The 19,885-nt window shown below is 70.0% G+C and carries 19 protein-coding genes; 15 read left to right on the top strand and 4 right to left on the bottom strand.

The features are described 5' to 3' along the window. Window positions 1–28: 28 nt before the first annotated feature. From OG623_RS34350 to ccrA, 6 genes are all read left to right on the top strand, one after another. The gene (locus tag OG623_RS34350; RefSeq protein ID WP_406151559.1) at window positions 29–289 is read left to right on the top strand and encodes a DUF3311 domain-containing protein; all 261 of its coding nucleotides are present in this window, start codon (window positions 29–31) and stop codon (window positions 287–289) included. Continuing rightward, on the top strand, window positions 286–1,872 hold the full coding sequence (gene mctP / locus OG623_RS34345) for a monocarboxylate uptake permease MctP (protein WP_406151558.1): 1,587 nt from the start codon (window positions 286–288) through the stop codon (window positions 1,870–1,872). Before OG623_RS34350 ends, mctP begins: the two co-directional genes overlap by 4 nt. A gap of 33 nt (window positions 1,873–1,905) precedes the next feature. Next, complete coding sequence (locus tag OG623_RS34340; protein ID WP_406151556.1) at window positions 1,906–2,712, top strand: enoyl-CoA hydratase/isomerase family protein; 807 nt, start codon at window positions 1,906–1,908, stop codon at window positions 2,710–2,712. 2 nt (window positions 2,713–2,714) lie between these two features. Beyond that, window positions 2,715–4,808: an acetate--CoA ligase family protein gene (locus OG623_RS34335; RefSeq protein WP_406152126.1), complete on the top strand. Its 2,094-nt coding sequence runs from the start codon at window positions 2,715–2,717 to the stop codon at window positions 4,806–4,808. 17 nt (window positions 4,809–4,825) lie between these two features. Beyond that, window positions 4,826–6,052, top strand: a complete 1,227-nt coding sequence (locus tag OG623_RS34330; RefSeq protein WP_406151554.1) for a nitrate/nitrite transporter — start codon at window positions 4,826–4,828, stop codon at window positions 6,050–6,052. Window positions 6,053–6,170: 118 nt separating this feature from the next. Continuing rightward, window positions 6,171–7,439 carry a crotonyl-CoA carboxylase/reductase gene (ccrA, locus tag OG623_RS34325; RefSeq protein ID WP_406151552.1) on the top strand — a complete coding sequence of 423 codons (1,269 nt, stop codon included), beginning with the start codon at window positions 6,171–6,173 and terminating at the stop codon, window positions 7,437–7,439. 173 nt (window positions 7,440–7,612) lie between these two features. Here ccrA and OG623_RS34320 read toward each other — a convergent pair whose 3' ends face one another. Further along, window positions 7,613–8,518, bottom strand: a complete 906-nt coding sequence (locus OG623_RS34320; RefSeq protein WP_406151551.1) for an NADP-dependent oxidoreductase — start codon at window positions 8,516–8,518, stop codon at window positions 7,613–7,615. A 270-nt stretch (window positions 8,519–8,788) separates the two neighbouring features. Here OG623_RS34320 and OG623_RS34315 point away from each other — a divergent pair, with 270 nt between their 5' ends. Next, entirely contained in the window at window positions 8,789–9,145 is a 357-nt protein-coding gene (locus OG623_RS34315; RefSeq protein WP_406151549.1) for a MerR family transcriptional regulator, read from the top strand. A 123-nt stretch (window positions 9,146–9,268) separates the two neighbouring features. Here the strand turns inward: OG623_RS34315 and OG623_RS34310 are convergent, their stop codons facing one another. Beyond that, window positions 9,269–10,027: an SDR family NAD(P)-dependent oxidoreductase gene (locus OG623_RS34310; protein ID WP_406151548.1), complete on the bottom strand. Its 759-nt coding sequence runs from the start codon at window positions 10,025–10,027 to the stop codon at window positions 9,269–9,271. Between the two features lie 152 nt (window positions 10,028–10,179). On the opposite strand from OG623_RS34310, the gene OG623_RS34305 reads away from it, so the two are divergent. Further along, on the top strand, window positions 10,180–10,833 hold the full coding sequence (locus OG623_RS34305) for a TetR/AcrR family transcriptional regulator (protein WP_406151546.1): 654 nt from the start codon (window positions 10,180–10,182) through the stop codon (window positions 10,831–10,833). Between the two features lie 109 nt (window positions 10,834–10,942). Next, a complete protein-coding gene (locus OG623_RS34300; RefSeq protein ID WP_406151545.1) occupies window positions 10,943–11,188 on the top strand; it encodes a TauD/TfdA family dioxygenase in 246 nt (81 codons plus the stop codon). 47 nt (window positions 11,189–11,235) lie between these two features. Here OG623_RS34300 and OG623_RS34295 read toward each other — a convergent pair whose 3' ends face one another. Beyond that, window positions 11,236–12,180, bottom strand: coding sequence for a GlxA family transcriptional regulator (locus tag OG623_RS34295; protein WP_406151543.1), 945 nt, complete (start codon window positions 12,178–12,180; stop codon window positions 11,236–11,238). 72 nt (window positions 12,181–12,252) lie between these two features. On the opposite strand from OG623_RS34295, the gene OG623_RS34290 reads away from it, so the two are divergent. From OG623_RS34290 to OG623_RS34270, 5 genes are all read left to right on the top strand, one after another. After that, complete coding sequence (locus tag OG623_RS34290) at window positions 12,253–12,960, top strand: HD domain-containing protein (protein ID WP_406151541.1); 708 nt, start codon at window positions 12,253–12,255, stop codon at window positions 12,958–12,960. 80 nt (window positions 12,961–13,040) lie between these two features. Continuing rightward, window positions 13,041–13,466: a RidA family protein gene (locus OG623_RS34285; RefSeq protein ID WP_406151539.1), complete on the top strand. Its 426-nt coding sequence runs from the start codon at window positions 13,041–13,043 to the stop codon at window positions 13,464–13,466. 237 nt (window positions 13,467–13,703) lie between these two features. Beyond that, window positions 13,704–14,459, top strand: a complete 756-nt coding sequence (locus tag OG623_RS34280; protein WP_406151538.1) for a dienelactone hydrolase family protein — start codon at window positions 13,704–13,706, stop codon at window positions 14,457–14,459. Window positions 14,460–14,528: 69 nt separating this feature from the next. After that, entirely contained in the window at window positions 14,529–15,218 is a 690-nt protein-coding gene (locus OG623_RS34275; protein WP_406151536.1) for a metal-dependent hydrolase, read from the top strand. Then, window positions 15,218–15,796, top strand: a complete 579-nt coding sequence (locus OG623_RS34270; protein WP_406151535.1) for a helix-turn-helix domain-containing protein — start codon at window positions 15,218–15,220, stop codon at window positions 15,794–15,796. Before OG623_RS34275 ends, OG623_RS34270 begins: the two co-directional genes overlap by 1 nt. A 47-nt stretch (window positions 15,797–15,843) precedes the next feature. Here OG623_RS34270 and OG623_RS34265 read toward each other — a convergent pair whose 3' ends face one another. After that, window positions 15,844–18,678: an AAA family ATPase gene (locus OG623_RS34265; protein ID WP_406151533.1), complete on the bottom strand. Its 2,835-nt coding sequence runs from the start codon at window positions 18,676–18,678 to the stop codon at window positions 15,844–15,846. Between the two features lie 186 nt (window positions 18,679–18,864). On the opposite strand from OG623_RS34265, the gene OG623_RS34260 reads away from it, so the two are divergent. Further along, window positions 18,865–19,809 carry an MBL fold metallo-hydrolase gene (locus OG623_RS34260; protein WP_406151531.1) on the top strand — a complete coding sequence of 315 codons (945 nt, stop codon included), beginning with the start codon at window positions 18,865–18,867 and terminating at the stop codon, window positions 19,807–19,809. Window positions 19,810–19,885 lie beyond the last annotated feature (76 nt).

Here is a 19,885-nt window from a genome sequence, read left to right as displayed (position 1 = left end):
CATCCCTCCCGACTCAGAAGGAGAGTCCATGATGGGCGAAAACCGGGAGTCTCCTCCCGTGCGAGCCGCTCGCCCGCTGCGACTCGCAGTGAGCGGACTGCTGATCCTCATACCCGTGGTCCTCTCTCTCGCTGTTCCCCTGTACCAGCGGAGTGGCCCGGCCCTCATCGGCATTCCGTTCTTCTACTGGTTCCAGATGTCCATGGCGATCTGCACGGCGATCGCCACGAGCACCGCCTACCGGCTCCTCTACTCAGGCGACACGGACGAGGCGGAGGCAGCGGCATGAACTTCGACGCGGTCACCTTCTCCGTCTTTCTGGCCCTGCTGCTGCTCGTCACGGTCATGGGCTTCGTGGCCAGCCGATGGCGCCGGGCCGCCGACGGCGACCGGCTCGACGAGTGGGCGCTGGGCGGGCGTACCTTCGGTCCGCTGATCACCTGGGTGCTGCTGGGCGGGGATCTCTACAGCGCGTACACCCTCATCGCCATCCCGGCCGCGCTGTTCAGCATGGGCGCCTTCGGCTTCTACGCGATCCCGAACGCCGTGGTGCTGTACGCGCTCGGGTTCCTGTTCCTGCCGAAGCTCGTGTCGCTGGCGCACAAGAACGGCTATGTCACCCTCACCGACTTCGTCAGCGACCGCTTCCGGTCCAAGCCTCTCAGCCTCGCCATCACCATCACCGGGCTGCTCGCCACGATGCCGTATCTGGCTCTGCAGCTGGTCGGCCTGGAAGTCGTCCTGGGCGCGATGGGCATCGGAGGCTCGGCAGCCGGGAACTGGTTCATGCGGGACCTTCCGCTGCTGCTCGCCTTCGGCGTCCTGGCCGCCTACACCTACTCGTCGGGGCTCCGCGCCCCCGCCCTGATCGCCTTCGTCAAGGACGCCCTGGTCTACATCGTCGTCATCGCCGCCGTGATCTATATTCCGATCAGGCTCGGCGGCTTCGACAGCATCTTCGACGCGGCGTCCAAGGCCCTGGCCGACAAACCCACCACCCCGAAGACCGGCGATCCCGCCGTCGCCGTGGACCCGACCGTCTACATGACACTCGCGCTGGGATCGGGCATGGCGTTCTTCCTCTACCCGCACGCCATCACCGGCGTCTTCGCCTCACGCGGCGCCAGGACGGTACGCCGCAACATGTCCCTGCTCCCGCTCTACACCGTGCTGCTGGGCCTCGTGGCGCTGCTGGGCATCATGGCGCTCGCCGCCGGCATCACCCCGCGCGACGGCAATCCCCAGTACGCGGTGCCGCAGTTGCTGTCCGAGATGTTCCCGTCCTGGCTGACCGGTGTCGCCTTCGCTGCGATCGCGATGAGTGCCCTGGTCCCGGCCGCGATCATGGCGATTGCCGCCGGGAACCTCGTGAGCCGCAACATATACCGGACCTACAGCCGCCGTCCGGTCACGGCCAGGAGCGAGACGCTCGTCTCCAAAGTCGTGTCGGTACTGGTGAAGGCCGGCGCGCTGGCCTTCGTCCTCACCCTCGACGCGAACGCAGCGGTCAACTTCCAGCTGCTGGGCGGGATCTGGATCCTGCAGACCCTGCCCACCGTGCTGCTCGGCCTGTTCACCAAGCGGTTCGCCAGCACGTACGCCTTGATGACCGGCCTGCTGGTCGGTGTCGCCTACGGCACATGGGCGGCCTATGGCGTCGAGTCCCCCACCGGCGGCCCCTTCGGCGGGTCGACCGCCACTCCGTTCTTCCTGTCCAGTCCCCTCTACATCGCCATCTCCGCACTCGTCCTCAACAGCGTGATCGTCACGGCCGGAAGCCTGCTCGCGCGGATGTTCCGCGCCCCCGAGCAGCCGGCCCCCACCGAACAGATGGCCCCGGTCGGCGAGCCCGCCGGCCGGAGCACCGGCTGAACCAACCCACCCACGCCAGACAGGAGCCTGCTCATGGCATCCGGCATCCACGTGTCCGACAAGGGCGCGACCCGCATCCTGACCATCGACAACCCGAGCAAGCGCAACGCTTTCAACGGCGTCATGACCACGGCGCTGCTCCACGAGCTCGATCGGGCCGACGCCGACCCCACCGTGCGTGCGATCGTGGTCACCGGCACCGATGGCTACTTCTCCTCCGGCCACGACCTCCAAGAGGTCTTGGACAACCCCGCGACCGCCGGTGACCCGGTGGCCAACGCCGCCTTCTCCCGCCCCTCGGAGATCCTCACCCCGGTCATCGGCGCGATCGACGGCCCCGCCTATGCGGCCGGCTTCATCCTCGCCCTCAACTGCGACCTTCGGGTGGCGACCCCGGGCGCCCGGTTCTGCGGCGTGGGTGCCGCGATCGGTCTCGTCCCGGTCGGCGGGCAGCTCAGCCGGCTCCTCGACCTTGTCGGCTACTCGATCGCCTACCGCTGGCTGGCCACCGCCGCGCCCTTCACCGCGCAGGAGGCCGAACGCCACGGTTTCGTCACCGCCCTCCACGACGGCGATCAGGCCCTGGACGGAGCCCTCGAACTGGCCGGACAGATCGCCGCCGTGTCTCCTTCCGTGGTCACGGCGGTCAAGGCCGGGCTCTCCCACACCCTGCACCACGGCAGCGACGCCGGCCGCGCGGTCGAGTCGCAACTGGCCGCTGTGGTCCGCTCCCTGCCCGACGGCGACGAGGGCGTGCGGTCGTTCCTGGAGCGGCGCCCGGCCGTCTATCCCGACCGTCCCACGCGCCTGCACACCGAGATCGAGAAGGTGCTCGCGTGACCATGACCGGCCTGCCCCCGACCTCCGACCGGAGACTGCGCGAGGACGTCGTCCGCGACCTCGCCATCAGGTACGGGATACCCGCCAACCCCGTCGTCTTCGCCGACACCCCCGTAGCGGCCGGTGAGATCGCCGAGCGTCTCGGCAAACCGCTGGCGATCAAGTTGGTGGCCGACGGCGTGGTTCACAAGAGCAAGGCCGGTGGCGTCCTGCTCGACATCGCCCCCGACGCCGCCGAAGCCGCCGTCAAGCAGTTGTTCACCGTGCAGCGGGCCCGCGGATTCACGCCCAGGGGCGTCACCGTGGAACCCATGGTCGACGCCGGGCCCGAAGTGGTCGTCGGCGCCCTGCACGATCCCGGCTTCGGGCCCGTCGTCATGGTCGGATCCGGTGGCGTCGACGTCGAGGCCCTCGGCGATGTCGCCTTCGCCCAAGCCCCACTGGACCGCGACGGGGCCCTGCGCCTCATCGGTCGCACACGCATCGGGAGCGTCCTGCGCCGCCGCTTCCCCGCCGGACACGAACAGCTCGCCGATCTGCTGGTGCGCGTCGGCGGTGCCCACGGGCTGCTGCTGTCCGAACCGGTCGACCAGATCGACCTCAACCCCGTCGTCGTCGGCCCCACATCCATCGTCGCCGTCGACGCGCGGGCCGTGGCTCGGCCCGACGGCGTCGATGTCAGGGCGCCGCTGCCCGACCCCGCGACGCTGTATCGGCAGTTGAAGCCCGCTGTCTACCCCACGTCCATGGCGGTCGTCGGCGCCTCCGCGCACCCCGAGAAAATGGGCCACCGCGCTGTGCGCACCGCGGTGGACCAGGGATTCACCGGAGCGCTCCACCCGGTGAGCCGCTCCGCCGACACCATCCTGGGACACGCGGCCGTATCCTCGATCGCCGAACTGCCCGAAGGCGTCGACCGCGCGGTGGTCGCCCTGCCGGCCGCCGCTGTCCCCCAGGCCCTCACCGACCTCGCCGGCCGAGGGGTCAAGACGGCGCACGTACTGACCGCCGGCACCACCGACCTCGCGCAGGCGGTGGCCGGCACCGAGCTGCGGGTGCTGGGCCCCAACTGCATCGGCCACTACACCCCCTACTCCCGGCTGACGATGATCGGCCGGGACGCCTCCTCCACGGAGAAGGGCACCATCGCCGTCGTCTCGCAGTCCGGCACCTACGCGGGCGACGTGGTGCGCCGCGGCAACGAACTCGGGCTGCGCTTCAGCTTCGTCAGCTCGGTGGGCAACTGCCACGACGTGTCCCCCTCCGAGCTGCTCGCCTTCTGCGAGGCCGACCCCGACACGACCGTGGCCGCGTTCTACCTCGAGGACGACAGCGACGCCCGCGACTTCTTCGCCCTTGCAGCCACCATGAGCACACCCGTCATCCTCTTCAAGGGCGGCCGCAGCGCAGTCGGCGGAGCCGCCGCCGCCTCTCACACCGGCGCGCTGGCCGGCGACCCGCAACTGCTGCGCGACGCGGCCGCCGACGCCGGCGTGGTCCTCGTCAGCAGCCTCGACGAGCTCATGGACACCCTGCTGCTCGCCCAGTTCGCGCCCGGGTTCACCGGGCCGGGGCTCGGCCTGCTGGGCACCGGCGGCGGCGTCGCCGTGGTCGGCGCGGACACCGCCCATGAGAGCGGCCTGGTCATCCCGCCGTTCGCCGGGTCCACCGACCGGTCCCTGTCCCGCTACGACGCGCCCGGTAGCAGCCTGCACAACCCGATCGACATCCCCACCTGGTCCATGGTCGACGACAGCGGCGCCGGCATCATGGGCCGACTCGTCGAGGCCGTCGCCGCGGACCCGGCCGTCGACTGCATCGTCGCCTATACCGACATGGGCACCGTCTACGACATGAAGCACGGCAGCGACGCCGCGGCGATGCTCACCGACATGGCCCGTGACATCAGCGTCGCCGACCGTGGTCCGGTCCCCGTCGTACTGGTGCTGCGCAGCAGCTACAGCGCCGAACAGGACACCCTGGTACGCGCCTTGCGCGCCGAGGCGGCCAGTGCTGGTGTTGCGGTGATCGAGACCGTCGACCGGGCCATCACCGCACTGGGCCACGTCCGCCGGCTCAACGCCCGCCGCAGCTGAACCGGGAGCCCCGAGACATGAATTCCCCGACCACGAGCACGCCGCTCCACTCCACCGGGACGACCAGGCCGGCCACCGCGCTCACCCTGATCGCCCTGGCCACGTTCCTGTCGATGAGCGTCTGGTTCTCCGCGTCCTTCGTCGTCCCCCAACTGCAGGACCTGTGGAACCTGAGCGGCGGGCAGAGCTCATTGCTGACGATCGCGGTTCAGCTGGGCTTCGTGGTCGGGGCCCTCGCCCTGGCCGCGAGCGGGCTCGCCGACGCCCTTCCGGGCCGGCGCCTGATGTGCCTGGGCGCTTTGACCGCCGCGACGATGAATCTGGTGCTGCTGTGGGCTCCGGGCTTCACGGTCGCCGTCCTGTTGCGGGCGCTGACCGGAGCCTGCCTGGCCGCGGTCTACCCGCCGGCGCTCAAAGAGGTCTCGTCCTGGTTCCGCACCGGACGCGGCACCGCGTTGGGCGTCATGATCGGGGCGCTGACGCTCGGCTCCGCGATACCACAACTGATCAAGGCCACCGGCGGGCTCGATTGGCGCGTGGTGATCATCGCGACGTCGGTGCTGACCGCCGCCGGTGGACTGGCGACCTTGCTGCTGCGCAACTCGGGGCCGTATCCCTTCCCCAAGTCGACGTTCCACCTGCGTGCGGCACTGCGGGCCAGCCGCAACCGCCGCGTCGTACTCGCCAACATCGGCTACGCCGGGCACATGTGGGAGCTGTACGCCATGTGGGCCTGGATCGGCACCTTCCTCGCGGGTCTGCACGGCTTCGCTGACCGGCCGAACGGCGCGCGGCTGGCCGCCCTCGCCGCGTTCGGCTGCATCGGCGTGGGAGCCGTGGGCTGTCTCGTCGGCGGCCGCATCAGCGACCGGTACGGGCGGGCCCGGTCCGCGCTGATCAGCCTTGTCTGCTCGGGCAGCGCCGTCGTCGTGCTGGCGTTCGTGCGCACCCTGCCGCTGCCGCTCGTGCTGGTGGTGGCCGCCTTCTGGGGATTCTGGGTGATCGCGGACTCCGCCCAGTTCTCCGCCATGGTCACCGAGAGCGTCGACCAGCGCTTCGTCGGCAGCGCCGTCTCCCTGCAGCTCGGGGTCGGTTACGTGACCACCGCAGTGACGATCTACCTCGTGCCCGTGCTGGCCGACGCGGCCTCATGGACCCCCGCGCTCCTGGTCCTCGCGCTGGGCCCCCTCGCCGGAACAGCCGCCCTCATCGGCTACCTCCGCTCCCCCGCCCCGTCAGCCTGACACCCGATCCCGCACGGCCTGCCCTCCGAGCTGTGACGCAGCCGGCTGCCCCTCGTCGTCCTCCCAGTCCTCAACTCCCCATATCCCTCATATCCCTCCAGATCCGAGGAGACCATCCATGAGCAACGAACGGCGGTCCGTCGCCGGTACCACCGGGACTCACGATGTCGGCACCCTCCCACCGCTGGGTCAGGTGCCGGCCCGGATGCACGCCCAGGTCGTGCGCCCCGACCGTTACGGCGACCCGCTCACCGCCTTCCAGCACGAAGTGGTGCCCACCCCGGCCATCGGCACCCATGAGGTCCTCATCGCCGTCATGGCCGCGGGCGTGAACTACAACAACGTCTGGGCCGCCCGCGGTTACCCGGTCGACCAGGTCGGCGCCCGGCAGAGGCGAGGCGAGACCGAGGACTTCCATATCGGCGGCTCCGACGCGTCCGGCATCGTCTACGCGGTAGGGGATGCGGTCACCGACGTGTCCGTGGGCGACGAGGTGATCGTGCACCCCGGTGTGTGGGACGCGGACGATCCGTGGGTGACCGCGGGCCGGGACCCGATGATCGCGCCGAGTGCGAAGATCTGGGGCTACGACACGAATTACGGGGCCTTCGGGCAGTTCGCCCGCGTCCAGGCTCATCAGGTACTGCCCAAGGCCGCCCATCTCAGCTGGGCGGAGGCCGCTGCCCCCACGCTGGTGGGTACCACGGCGTACCGGATGCTCCTGGGCTGGAACGGCAACACGATCGAGGACGGTGACCTGGTCCTCGTCTGGGGCGGCTCGGGCGGGCTCGGTACGCAAGCCACCCAGCTGGTCAAGGCCGCCGGCGGGCGCGCCGTCGCCGTCGTCTCCGACGACGCGCGCGGCGAGTACGCCATGAAGTACGGCGCCATCGGCTACATCAACCGCCGGAAATTCGACCACTGGGGCATCCCGCCCCTGGTCGACGACAAGGCCGGACAGAAGGCTTGGACCGCGGGCGCCCGCGCGTTCGGCAAGAAGATCTGGGACATCGCCGGCGCTCGCGAGGACCCTGCCGTCGTGTTCGAACACCCCGGTGCCAGCACCATCCCGACCAGCATCTTCGTCTGCCGTCCTGGCGGCATGGTGGTCATCTGCGCGGGGACGACCGGTTTCGACGCCATGGTCGACCTGCGGTACCACTGGACTCGTCAGAAGCGCCTTCAGGGCTCTCACGGCACGAACGACGAGCAGGCCATCGCCTACAACCAGCTGGTCCGCGACGGGAAGATAGACCCGGTGGTCGGCCGTGTCCTGCGCCTCGACGAAATCCCCCGGGCCCACGCCGAGATGGGGCGGGGCGAGGAAGTCTTCGGCAACACCGTGATCCTCGTCGGCGCGACGACACCCGAGGCGGGCCGCCGGTAGTGGCCACCTGAGGCGGGCCGCGCTGAGGCGGACACCCGAGAGCCCGGGATCGCAGCTGCCGCTGTGATCCCGGGCTCTGCGCACGACACGGTTCGGCCCGGCTGCGGTGAAGTCCCGCCGTACCGGATCATCGGCCCCAGCCGGGTGAACGCCGAAGACGGAGATCGGCCTGTTCAGATACAGATCACGATCTTCCCTCGGGTCCGCCCACGCTCGGCGTGCGCGTGGGCGTCGGCGATCCGCTCCAGGGGGTAGGCCTGTTCGATACGGGGTGTGTAGCGGCCCTGCCCGCCCAGTTCCGCCGCCGCGGACAGAAGAGTGGCATCGTTCTCGGCGTTGACCACATGCGTGCCCAGTCGCTGCCCGCCCCCATGGTCGGCGACCGTCGCGACGCGCTTCGGGTCGCCTGTGATCTCGACGAGGTCGTCCAGCGATCCGGAGGCCGCGGTGTCGAGCGCGAGGTCGACTCCGCGCGGGGCGAGAGCGGACAGACGCTGCGCGAGACCGGCGCCGTAGGTGGTGGGAACGGCGCCGAGAGCGGTGAGGAACTCGTGGTTGCGTTCGCTGGCCGTCCCGATCGCTGTTGCACCTTGCGCCACCGCGATCTCGACCGCCGCGCTGCCCACGCCTCCGGCGGCGCCCTCGACGAGGAGAGTGCGCCCATCGAGGGGGCCGAGCGCCTTGAGCCCACGCATCGCGGTCACCGACGCGAGGCCGGCACCAGCGGCCTGCTCGTCGTTCCACGCGGCGGGGGTGTGTGCCCAGGCCGAGAGGATGAACAGCTCGGCGGTCGCCCCGGTGACGCCGCCCAGCCCGAAGACCCGGTCGCCGATGCTCACCCCCTGCACCCCGTCACCGATCTCGTCGACCACACCGGCACCGTCACGCCCTGGAATGGCGGGCAGCTCCACGGGAATCAGCTGGCGCAGGGCGCCGGCGCGCAGCTTCCAGTCGATGGGGTTGACGCTGGCCGCCGCGACGCGGACACGGATCTCACCGGGGCCTGGGTGGGGGTCGGGGGCCTGCTCGATCACCAGGCTCTCCGCTCCGCCGTATTCGTGGAACCGGGCTGCGCGCATAGTGGTCTGCCTTACTTCGACGGGTCGGAATGACGTGTTCATCCGGTACCCGTCACTCTAGAACCTGACGTTGACGTGAGGTGCAAGTCGCCACTGCCGTGCGCACGTGAACCGCGTGAACGCCCCCGGGTCTGCCACCTGGTCATAATCGATCTCGGTGCTTTTCGAAAACGGTTCGATCGACCCCCAGGGCTGTCCGCGTCCACCGGCATTGCTACCGTAAACCTGACATCAATGTGAGGTACGAGCGGGAAGGGAGCGACCTGCGTCATGCGCATCGGACAGCTCGCCAGGCGGTCGGGGGTCAGCGTGCGGGCCCTGCGCTACTACGAGGAACAGCGGCTCCTGGAATCAGCACGGACGCCTGGTGGCCAGCGCGACTATCCCGACGAGGCCCTGGAGCGGGTCCAGCTCATCCAGGACCTCTTCGCGGCCGGACTCTCCAGTCGCACCGTCGTCGAACTCCTGCCGTGCGTGAGCACCGGAGTCGCGACCCCCGCCATGCTCGACCAGCTCACCGTCGAACACGACCGCATCGCCGCACGCATCCAGGACCTCACCCGGGCCAAGGCCAAACTCGGCCGCGTGATCGAGAACGTGACCGCGGCGAACGTGGTGCAGGGCTGACCATGATGGCAAGCAGGCAGCTTCGTTCGCGTCGCCCGAGCTGAACAAGGACGAGGACGATCCCGGCCGGGAGTGAGCCGGGGCCGTCGCTGCCCGCGTCTCCGCAGGCCGTCGCCCGGTCACTCAGAGGAGGGCGCCGCCGGAGACCTCGATGCGCTGAGCGGTGACCCAGCGCAGTCCGTCGGAGGCCAGCGTGGCGATGGCATCGCCGATCTCCTCAGGTTCGCCGACACGGCCGAGCGCGGTCTGTCCGGCCAGAACCTGGCGCATCTCGGCGTCGTCCCGCATCGCTCCACCGTTGAAGTCGGTGGCGGTCGGTCCCGGGGCGATGGAGTTGACCCGGATTCCGCGCGGGCCGAGTTCTGCGGCGAGGGTACGGCTCAAGGCTTCTACGGCGGCCTTCGAGGCGGAGTAGACCGAGGTGGCGGGGCTGGTGTGGCGCGTCAGTGACGTCGAGACGTTGATGACGCGGCCGCCCTGGGCCAGCAGCGGCACAAGCGACTGGATGAGGAAGAACGTACCCCGGACGTTGGTGCCCATCACCGTGTCGAAGTCGTCGATCGTGACGTCCTCCAGCGGTCCGAATATCCCCACTCCCGCGTTGTTGACCAGGATGTCGAGCCGCGAAGCACCCCAGCGCTCCAGCCACTCGCCCAGTTCGGAGGTGAAGGACGCGAAGGAGGAGACGTCGCCGATGTCGAGCCGGAGAACAGCGGCAGTCCCACCCACCGCCTTCACCTGTTCCAGCGTCTCCTCAGCCCCGGCCTCGTCACCACGGTGGGTGACCAGGACCCGCACCCCGCGTGTGGCCAGAGCGATGGCCGCACTGCGTCCGAGGCCGCGATTGGCACCGGTCACCAAAGCGATCTTGTCGATCGTCATGAGCTGATCCTCCACCGCGCCGCGACCACAGGAATTCGTCCGGGCGCCAAAGATTGGATGCGAGTCACCCGACTCGCCTTACCTCTGCACGGTAAGCAGGTCCATCATGGCGAGTCAAGTGACTCGCCTCGGATCTGCGGCATACTGTTCGCATGGCAGCAGAACTCTCCGAGCACCACCGCAGGCTCGCTCAGCAGAAGCGCGAGGCGATCACTGCCGCGGCCACAGAACTGTTCCTGGAACGCGGCTACGACGGCACCTCGCTGGCCCGCATCGCCGAAGCCGCCGGCGTCTCGAAGTCCACCCTGTTCAAGCGGTTCCCCACCAAGGCGGCCCTTTTCGAGGCCATCGTCACCGAGTCATGGCAGCGTGACGCCGGCGACGCCGCCGCGCGGCCACGGACGGGAGATCTGCGCTCCGGGCTGACAACCATCGGCCACCGCTATGCCGACCTGATCGGCCGGCCCGGCATGACAGCCCTGTTCCGGATCGTCATCGCCGAACTGCCCCGCTTTCCCGAACTGGGACGGATGCAGTTCCAGCTCGGCAAGCTGCCTTACTTCAACTCCGTTCAGCACTACTTGGAATCCGAGCACGAGGCGGGCAACGCTGATGTTCCGGACGCCGCGGGCGCCGCGAACCAGTTCCTCGGCATGATCGCCAACTACGTCCTGTGGCCCCGCATGCTGCTGACCGACTGGAACCCCGCAGCTTCCGACATCCAGGACGCCGTCGAACAGGCCGTCCAGACCATGCTCGCCCGATACACCCCGACCCGCCGGCCTCACCCGAAGCCGGAGAACTGACACCCGACCCGCGCCGCAACGGCCGACCGGACGCCCGAACCTGCCGTGGCGGCGCCCGGAGCGATCTTGCCCCCCGGCCCACTTCGACGCGGGCGACCACCGTGGTCGGGTGACCAGCCCCGACTCCCCCGCGATTCGACAGCTCAGGACCTCCCGATGCTCGCGCGCCCGTCTGCTACGACACGCGTCCTCGCCGAACTGCACCATCCAGCGCGGCTGGAACCCCGGTGACTTCGTACCCTGGGACAACCGGGCGACCTGGCACGACGCGATGGACGAGCACGGCGACGGCGCCCGCGTGTACCGCAAGGTCATCGGTGTGGAACGCGAGGAAGGCGCAACGGGAGCCGCCTGACCGCCGCGAGCCGGACCGACGTTGCTGGAACCGGCGAGCGAGCCGTGTCAGCGCGTGAAGGTGCGCCGGTAGGCGGTGGGGGTGGTGTTGAGGGTGCGTCGAAAGTGCAGACGCAGGTTCGCCGCTGTGCCGAGGCCGCAGTCCCGGGCCACCTGGTCCACCGAGTAGGTCGTCGTCTCCAGCAGTTCGCGTGCCTTGCCGAGGCGGGCGCCCAGCAGCCACTGGAGGGGCGTGGTACCAGTCTCCGCGCCGAATCGGCGCATGAAGGTGCGTGGTGAGACGCCTCCGTGCCGGGCGAGGTCCCGAAGCGTGAGCGGTTCGTCGAGGTGGCACAGCGCCCAGCCCCGGGTCTCGGAGAGCGACGTGTCCCCGGCCACGGTGACCGGAGCCGGGATGTACTGGGCCTGCCCGCCGTCGCGGTGCGGCGCGGCCACCAGACCTCGGGCGATCCGGTTGGCCACGAGCGCCCCCAGGTCGCGCCGTACGAGGTGCAGACACAGATCGATTCCGCAGCACACTCCGGCCGATGTGAGCACGTCCCCCTCGTCGACGTAGAGCACGTCGCGGTCGACCGTGACGGCCGGGAAGTCCTGTTCGAGCTCGTCGATGTGCTGCCAGTGGGTCGTTGCATGCAGTCCGTCCAGAATGCCCGCCGCTGCCAGCGCGAAGGCGCCCGTGCAGATCGACACCACTCGCCGACCCCGCTCGCGCGCCTGCACCAGCACGTCGAGGACCTCGTCCGACGGCCGAACCAGCGGCTCACCACCCGGCTCATATCCCGGCACGATCACCGTGTCGGCTGCGCGCAGGTGGTCCAGGCCCCCCTCGGTCACGAGGGAGAAACCTGCGGTGGTCGTCACCTTGGAGCCGGGCCCGCAGACGGTCACCTCGTAGGGGGTCTCGGGGCGGGTGCTGAAGATCTGCGCCGGGATCGCCAGGTCGAGTGGCGTGACCCCGTCCAACGCCAGGATCGCGACTCGGTGTGTTGTCATGGCAAGATTCTATCGATAGCGGTCAAGGTTGCCACTCACCTGGTCAGGGGCGCGGGTGCCAGCCTGGTGGACATGACCGGATCACCCATCAAGACCAGCAGAACCCATGACCAGGGGGCCGCCGATGCGGCCACCGACCTGGTCGCGCTGCCCGGCACACCGCTCACGGGTGCTGTCCTACAGCTAATCAAACCGGTGGAATCGCCCTCGGTGTTCAACCACAGCATTCGCACCTACCTGTTCGCCCGGCTCGTGGCCGCACATCTCGGACTGGCCGTCGGCCAGGACTACGAAGACGACCTGCTGTTCGCCGCGTGCACGATGCACGACCTCGGCGTGGCGTCGGACGGCCCGCACACCCAGCGGTTCGAGGTCGAGGGCGCCGACCGGGCCGCCGCGTTCCTCGTCGAACACGGACGGTCGCAATCGGACGCCGACGAGGTCTGGCAGGCCATCGCCCTGCACACCTCCTCGGGCATCGCTGAGCGCCGCGGCACGCTGTGTGTGCTCGTACGCGAAGGCGTCGCGCTCGATTTCGGCGGCCCTATGGGCAACACCTACGCCGACGCCCTGGGCGACGAGCAGGCCGACATCGTCCACGCCGCCTACCCACGGTTGGAGATGATCCGCTCACTCACCGACGCGATCGTCGCGCAAGCCGCCAAGAACCCCAAGAACGGTCCGCGTTACGCGCTGCCCGGTGAATTCCTGCGCGAACGCGAGGCCTTCGGCCGGACCCGGATGGAGCACGCCTGCGGCTCCTCCCGATGGGGCAACTGATCGACCCCTGCCCGGCCCGCCTCCAGTCGGTCACGCGGTCGGCGAAGTCAGCACAGAACCAGAGAAAAGGACACACCGCCATGCCCAGCCACCCCGTAGAGGTCCCCGACAATTCCCCGGTCTTCGGAGGGACCACCAGCGCTTTCGGGCGTTTCGGCCACGCCCCCGCGATCCGTTCGCACGGGCACCTGTTCATCTCGGGCCAGATCGGCCGCCGGCCCGACGGCGTCCCCGGTGAGACCGCCGAGGAGCAGACCGAGCTCGCCGTCCGGCGTCTCGAGGAGATCCTCAGGTTGGAGAACCTCGATCTCAGTGACCTGGTGGACGTGACCAGCTACCACGTCGACATCCGCGAGAACATGTCCGGCTTCCTCGCGGCCAAGCAGCGCCTCATCGAGGCGCCCTACCCTGCCTGGACCATCATCGGGGTCAGCGGTCTCGCCGGTCCGGAGCTCCTCGTCGAGATCCAGGCGACCGCCGCGTACCCCGACGACACCGCCCGGTAGAACGCGGCTCGGGCTCCCGGGGGCTGCGGGCAGGCATGCTGCCCCGGAATCCTGCTGCGGGGGTCGGCCGCCGGCGCCGTTCCCTCGGCAGGTCATGCGACGACGTTGCCGCGGGAACGAGGGGCGTGACGGTTCTCGTGAGCCCTCGCCACAATTCGGAGGGATACCCGCGCTGCTGCTCTGCCGGTGGCAGAACACCAGCCGGACCGGGCTCGACCGTCACTACAGTCCAGCCCCATGACGACGATTTCGACGCGTACGGTCGAGTATCCGGCCGATGGTCTGACGATGACCGGGCACCTCGCGCTCCCGGCCGGTGTCGGCCGCAGGCCCGCGGTGCTGGTCGGACCGGAGGGCATGGGGCTCAGCGATGTCGAGCGCCGCCGGGCCGATGCCCTCGCCGAACTGGGCTATGTCGCGCTGGCCTTCGACCTTCACGGCGGGCGCTATCTGGGCGACCCCGAGGAGATGCTGGCCCGCTGCCTGCCGCTGCTCGCTGATCCCGACCGGATGCGGGGCATCGGCCATGCGGCGCTCGACGTACTGCGCGTCGAACCGCGGACCGATCCCGACCGGATCGCCGCCGTCGGCTACGGCACCGGGGGCGCCGTCGGGCTTGAACTCGGGCGCGCCGGCGTGAGCCTGCGCGCGATCGGGACCGTCAACGCGACAACCACGGGCCGACCGGGCGAGTCGGCGCGCATTCGCTGCCCGGTGTGGGCCGGGGTCGGGTCGGAAGACCCGATCATGCCGCCCGCGCGACGGAACGCGTTCACCGCCGAGATGCAGGCCGCGGGCGTCGACTGGCGCCTCACGGTCTACGGCGGCGCCCTGCACGCCTTCCACCACCCGCCGGTCGACCACCCCACGCCGCCCGGCGTCGGCTACCACCCGCAGCACGCGCGGCGAGCCTGGCGCGATGTCGTCGACCTGCTCGCGGAGTGCCTGCCCGTGACGGAAGATCTGGGAAATGCTTCATCCCGGTGCCTTTGACCATGTCGGGACCGGCCACACAGGGCGTTCGTTATGATGAACGAAACGTCTTGTGAAATGGAGCCTGGAATGCAGGTCAGCGCGTATCTCAGGGACACCTACCAGGAACACGTCGACACGCAGGTGCTCGCCGTGGGCAGCAGGGACGGCGCGCCGTGGGTAGCGGTCGAGGACTGTTTGTTCCACCCTCAGGGTGGTGGTCAGCCCGCGGACCGGGGCTGGCTGGACGGGAGCGAGGTCGTTCCGGTGCGGGATCACGAGTCCGGACTGATCGTGGCTCGGGCACCGGAGGGAACCTCGCTGCCGGTCTTCACCGAGGGGCAGCCGGTGAAGGCCCGGATCGACCTGGCGGCGCGTACCGCCCATGCGGCACTGCACACGGCCGGGCACCTGATCGAGGCGGCGGGCCGGGCCCAGGGGTGGACCTGTGTGGGGAGCATCCACTTCCCGGGTCAGGCGCGGATCGAGTTCACCGCGGACCGGGCGGACGCCCGGCAGGCCGACCCGCAGGGCCGGGAGGAACTGACCACCGCCCTGCGCGAAACGGTCGCCGCGGCCATTGCCGAAGACCTTCCTGTCACCGCCGAGCAGGACGAGCAAGGTCAGCGGACCGTGCATCTGGGCACCCTGCACGCGGCACCCTGCGGTGGGACCCATGTGCGCAGCCTCGCCGACCTCGCGGAGGTGACGCTGCCGACGCTGAAGGTCAAGAAGGGCCGTATCCGCGTCTCGTACACCGCCTCGCACAGGCCCCTGTGATGATGGCAGGCACACCGGGCGACCGGCGGCCCGCCAGCAGCACCGCGGCCGCCGTGGGCGTGCAGATCAGGCGACGCCGCGAACAGCGGGGCATGAGCGGTTCGGAGCTGGCCCGGCGCGCGGGTCTGAGCAAGGCGACGCTGTCGCAGCTGGAGGCCGGAAAGGGCAACCCCACGATCGAGACGCTCGACGCGCTCGCGGTCGCGCTGCGGATCCCACTGACCGACCTGCTGACCCGGGACACCGAACCCGGCCCGGTACTCGTACCGGGCACCACCGCGGTGGAGGGAGAGGTCGGACGGGAGCTGCTGCGGAGGATCAGCAGCGGCAACAGTCTGGAGATCTGGCGGCTGCGCATCCCCCGTGACACCGAACTGAACGGCGTCCCGCACGCGACAGGCACCGTTGAGCACCTTCTCGTCGCCTCCGGCCAGGTCACCGCAGGCCCCGCCGACGCCCCCCAGCATCTGAGCGCGGGTGATCTGCTGGCCTTCGCCGGGGACGCCCCCCACATCTACCGAACCGCCGTCGATCCCGCGGACATCGCGGTCGTCATCGCCTCCCCCATCATCAACTGACCGTCAGGACGCCCTCCCCTGGCGGGGTGTGCCCGGGATACGCGCCGTCAGCCGCCCCTCGCGACAGGGGCCTCGCCCTCACAACTGCCCTCGACGAGGTCGCGTAGCTGGGCGCGGGCGGTGATGCCCAGCTTGGGGAAACTGCGGTAGAGGTGCGAGCCGACCGTGCGTGGGGAGAGGAAGAGCCTCTCGCCGATCTCGCGGTTGGTCAGTCCGCGGGCGGCGAACCGGATGATCTGCTGTTGTTGCGGGGAGAGTTCGGCGAGTGCGTCGGGGATGGAGTCCGTGATGTCGAGGCCGGCGGCGCGCGCTTCGGTCCTGGCTCGTTCGATCCACGGGCGGGCGCCCAGACGACGGAAGGCCTCCAGTGCCTCGGTGAGTGGTGCTCTGGCCTCCGCGACACGACGACGGCGACGCAGCCACTCCGCGAGGTCCAGCCGGGCCTGCGCCCGTTCGAAGGGCCAGTGGTCCAGTGCCGGATCGGCCAGGGCCGCGCGGAAGTGCGGCTCGGCGTCCTCGGGGTCGGCCAACAGACCCCGGGCCCGCTCGATCAGCGCGCGCAGCCGGGGCGAGGCGTTGCCGCCGAGCGAGTGCGCGGACCGCTCCACGATCGTGGCGGCCTCGTCACGGTGGCCGCCACGCACGGCGGCGGCGGCCAGATCCGCGAGGGCCGGGTACGAGGCGTGGTAGTGCACGGGTGCGCCGTCCGGTGTGAAGACTGCGCGGAGTTGGCGGTACGCCACCTCGTGTGCGCCTTCCGCGAGGGCCGCGGCGCCGAGCGCACGACGGGCGTAGACCGATACCGAACGGCTCTCCAGCGGGTCGATCAGTGAGAGTGCCTCCTCGGCGCGTGCGCGGGCCGAGGAGACGTCCCCCTGGTAGGCGAGCACGGTGGCGTCCACGGCGGCCGCACATGCCACGACGTGGTCGAGGCCGGCCCTGGAACCGAGCGCGCCGCTGCGGATGCAGGCTTCCCTGGCGCGCCCCCACCGGCCTTGTTCCACATAGCTCCAGGCGGCCGCGCCGCTGAGCCCGTCCGGTAGCGGCCCCCGCATCCCCCAACGGTCGAAGGCTTCGTCGAAGGCGCGGACGGCGCCCGGGGTCTCGTCCAGCAGCCAGGCCGTGATCGCGTATGCCATGAGCCGGCCGGGGTGGCGTCGCGCCTCGGAGGCGGCCCGCGGGAGCAGGGTGAGCAGCTCGGCTCTGTGTCCGAAGGGGTCGGACACGGCACGTACCCAGGCGCGTGGCCATGGCTGTGACGCTCCCTCCGGGAGGTGCTCCAGGACTGCCTCGATGCGGCGGCGCTGGATCTCGTCTCCGGAGTAGAAGCGGACGACAGCGGCGCCGGCCAGGAAGTCCAGCGCGGTGGCAGGCTGCGCGGACCCCAGCTCCTCGGCCGCGTCGGCCAGTCGGGAGAAGACCACGGAGTGGCGCACGGTCAATGCGGCCAGCCGTCCGACCTGTGCGGCGACCTCGGTGAGGAGCGAGGCGTCCTCGGTACGCGCGCGTACCGCGGCGGCCAGTTCCTCGGCCCAGGAGAGGTCACCGGTGAGTACCGCCTCGGCGGCGGCTTCGACCAACAGCCGGGCACTGTCCTCGCGCAGCGGTGCGAGCTCCGCGGCACGCTGCAGGGCCTTGGCCGCTGCCGCGTGGCCACCGCGGCGGCGGGCCCGGCCGGCGGTCCGGTCGAGTTCCGCCGCTACGTCACCGTCCGGACGTACGGCCGCGGCGGCGCGGTGCCAGGCGCGCCGGTCAGGCTCGTCACGCAGGAGCTCGGCGAGGGCGAGGTGGGCCTCGCACCGGGCGGCGACGGGCGCGGAGTGGTACACGGCGGACCGGACCAGCGGGTGGCTGAAGCGGAGTCCCTGGCCGGTACGCCGGACCACCAGCCCGGCCTCTTCCGCGGGTGCCCATACGCCGTCCTGGGGGCTGGGCAGCACGGCCGGGGCGGAGAGCGTGGAATCGACGGTGTCCATGGCGGCCAGGAGCAGCAGGGGCCGCGTGGTCGAGACCGGCAGCCGGTTCAGGCGGGTCGCGAAAATCCGCTCCAAGCGATCCGTGAGGGGCAGAGGACCCGTGGAAGGGGATCCAGGCGATCCCGTGGCTGCTTCGTGTGCGGTGACCGCCCTGGTCAGTTCGGTCAGCGCCAGCGGGTTGCCGTCGGCCTCTTCGAGGATTCGAGTTCTCATCCGCGCGGTCGGGCGCCGCGGCTGGAGGTCGAGCAGCCGGGATGCCGCGGGTTCGTCAAGCGGTCCCAGAGTGAGCGTCGGCACCTGTTGGTCGAACCCCGGCAGGTGATCGCCGGCTCGGGCTGCGATCAGCATCGTGACCGGATCGTCCGCCAGCCGTCGGGCCACGAAGGACAACGCGTCCAGGGAGGAGCGATCGAACCACTGCGCGTCGTCCAGCACCACGACCACGGCCCGTCGGTCCGCCACTGCCGAGAGCAGGCCCAGCACAGCGACACCGATCAGCATGAGGTCCGCTTCCTCCGCTGCGGCAGGCCCCGTGCCGAAGGCGCTGTGCAGAGCGGCCCGTTGCCTCTCCGGCAGCCCTTCCGTCTCGGCCCGTACCGGCCGCAGCAGCTGGTGCAGGGCGGCGAACGCCAGGCTCGACTCCGACTCGCTGCCGACTGCTCGCAGTACGCGGGCGCCGCTCGCTTCGGCCCGCCCCACCACCACGTCCAGCAGCGCGCTCTTCCCTGTGCCCATGTCACCGAGCAGCAGCAGAGACCGGTCGGGTGATGCCGTGTCCAGGGTCCGAAGGAGGTGTGCGAGCTCGGTGGCCCGGCCGACGATCGGCCCTTCGCCGTCCGGCACGGGCAGCTGTTTCGGCTCCGCTCCCGTGACCGCGCCGATTCCGCTGCCTGTGTGACCTTCCACGGAGTCTCCAGAGAATTGTGGCTCGTCGAGCGGGAGCTCTGCGCCTTGCCGACCCCCCAGGCTACAAGCGGGCCAGGTCCGGCATCCGGTCCGCTCACGGGCCGGTGCAGTCACATGACGGATACCGCGCGCTCGTGGCCGCTCGTATCTTTCCGGGAGAGGTCTTCGGATTCTTGAGAAATCCCCATGCAACAGATCGAGATGGAACAGATGGCAACGACACAGATCGAGCTCGGCAACATCACCATCACCCGAATCCGGGAATACTACGGTTCTGTCGAAATGACGCCCGACACCTTCTTCCCTGACAGTACGAAGGGAGTGTGGGAAGAAGACGCAGACTGGCTTGCTCCGCATTTCCTGGACTCCGGATCCAATACCGTGAAGTCCGCGATCCAGACGTGGCTGCTGCGCAGCGAGGGCAGGACCATTCTCGTCGACACCGGCGTCGGCAATCACAAGGAACGCCCGTACTCGCCGGTCTGGAGCCACCTGAAGACGGACTTTCTGGCCAATCTCGCGCGCGCCGGCGTCCAGCCTGAGGACGTGGACATCGTGATCAATACGCATCTCCACGTCGATCACGTCGGCTGGAACACCCGTCTGGACGGGCGGAGCTGGGTACCGACGTTTCCCAACGCCACATATCTGATGCCGAAGGACGACTTCGATTTCTGGAATCCCGAGAACGGCCACAAACCACTGCTCGGTCGCGGCAATCAGAATGTATTCGAGGACAGTGTGGCCCCGGTGCACCAGGCCGGCCGGACGTTGTTGTGGGAGAAGAGCCACCGGATCGACGCGGGCCTGCGTCTGGACGCGGCTCCTGGTCACACTCCCGGTTCCTCCGTGCTGACTCTCACTTCCGGGACGGACCGCGCGGTGTTCGTCGGCGACATGCTGCACAGCCCGGTGCAGATCCTCGAACCGGACGCCAACAGCTGCTTCTGCGAGGACCCCGCGGGCGCCCGCGCCACCCGTCGCAAGGTCCTGGGGTGGGCGGCGGACAACAACGCCCTTGTCGTCCCCGCGCATCTGGGCGGCCACGGCGCCGCCGAAGTGGCGCGCCGTGGCAGCGGCTTCGCCGTCAAGGGCTGGGCCCCCTTCACCTCGTACACCGAGCAGGACTGAACACCGAGCAGTACTCGCAGCATCCGGCGACTCCGAGCACCGAGCAGGGTCCAATACCGAGCAGGGCCGAGGCCCG

The sequence above is a fragment of the Streptomyces sp. NBC_01012 genome (genome assembly GCF_045162755.1).
Lineage (GTDB): Bacteria > Actinomycetota > Actinomycetes > Streptomycetales > Streptomycetaceae > Streptomyces.
This window is presented reverse-complemented; position numbering and strand designations above follow the sequence as displayed.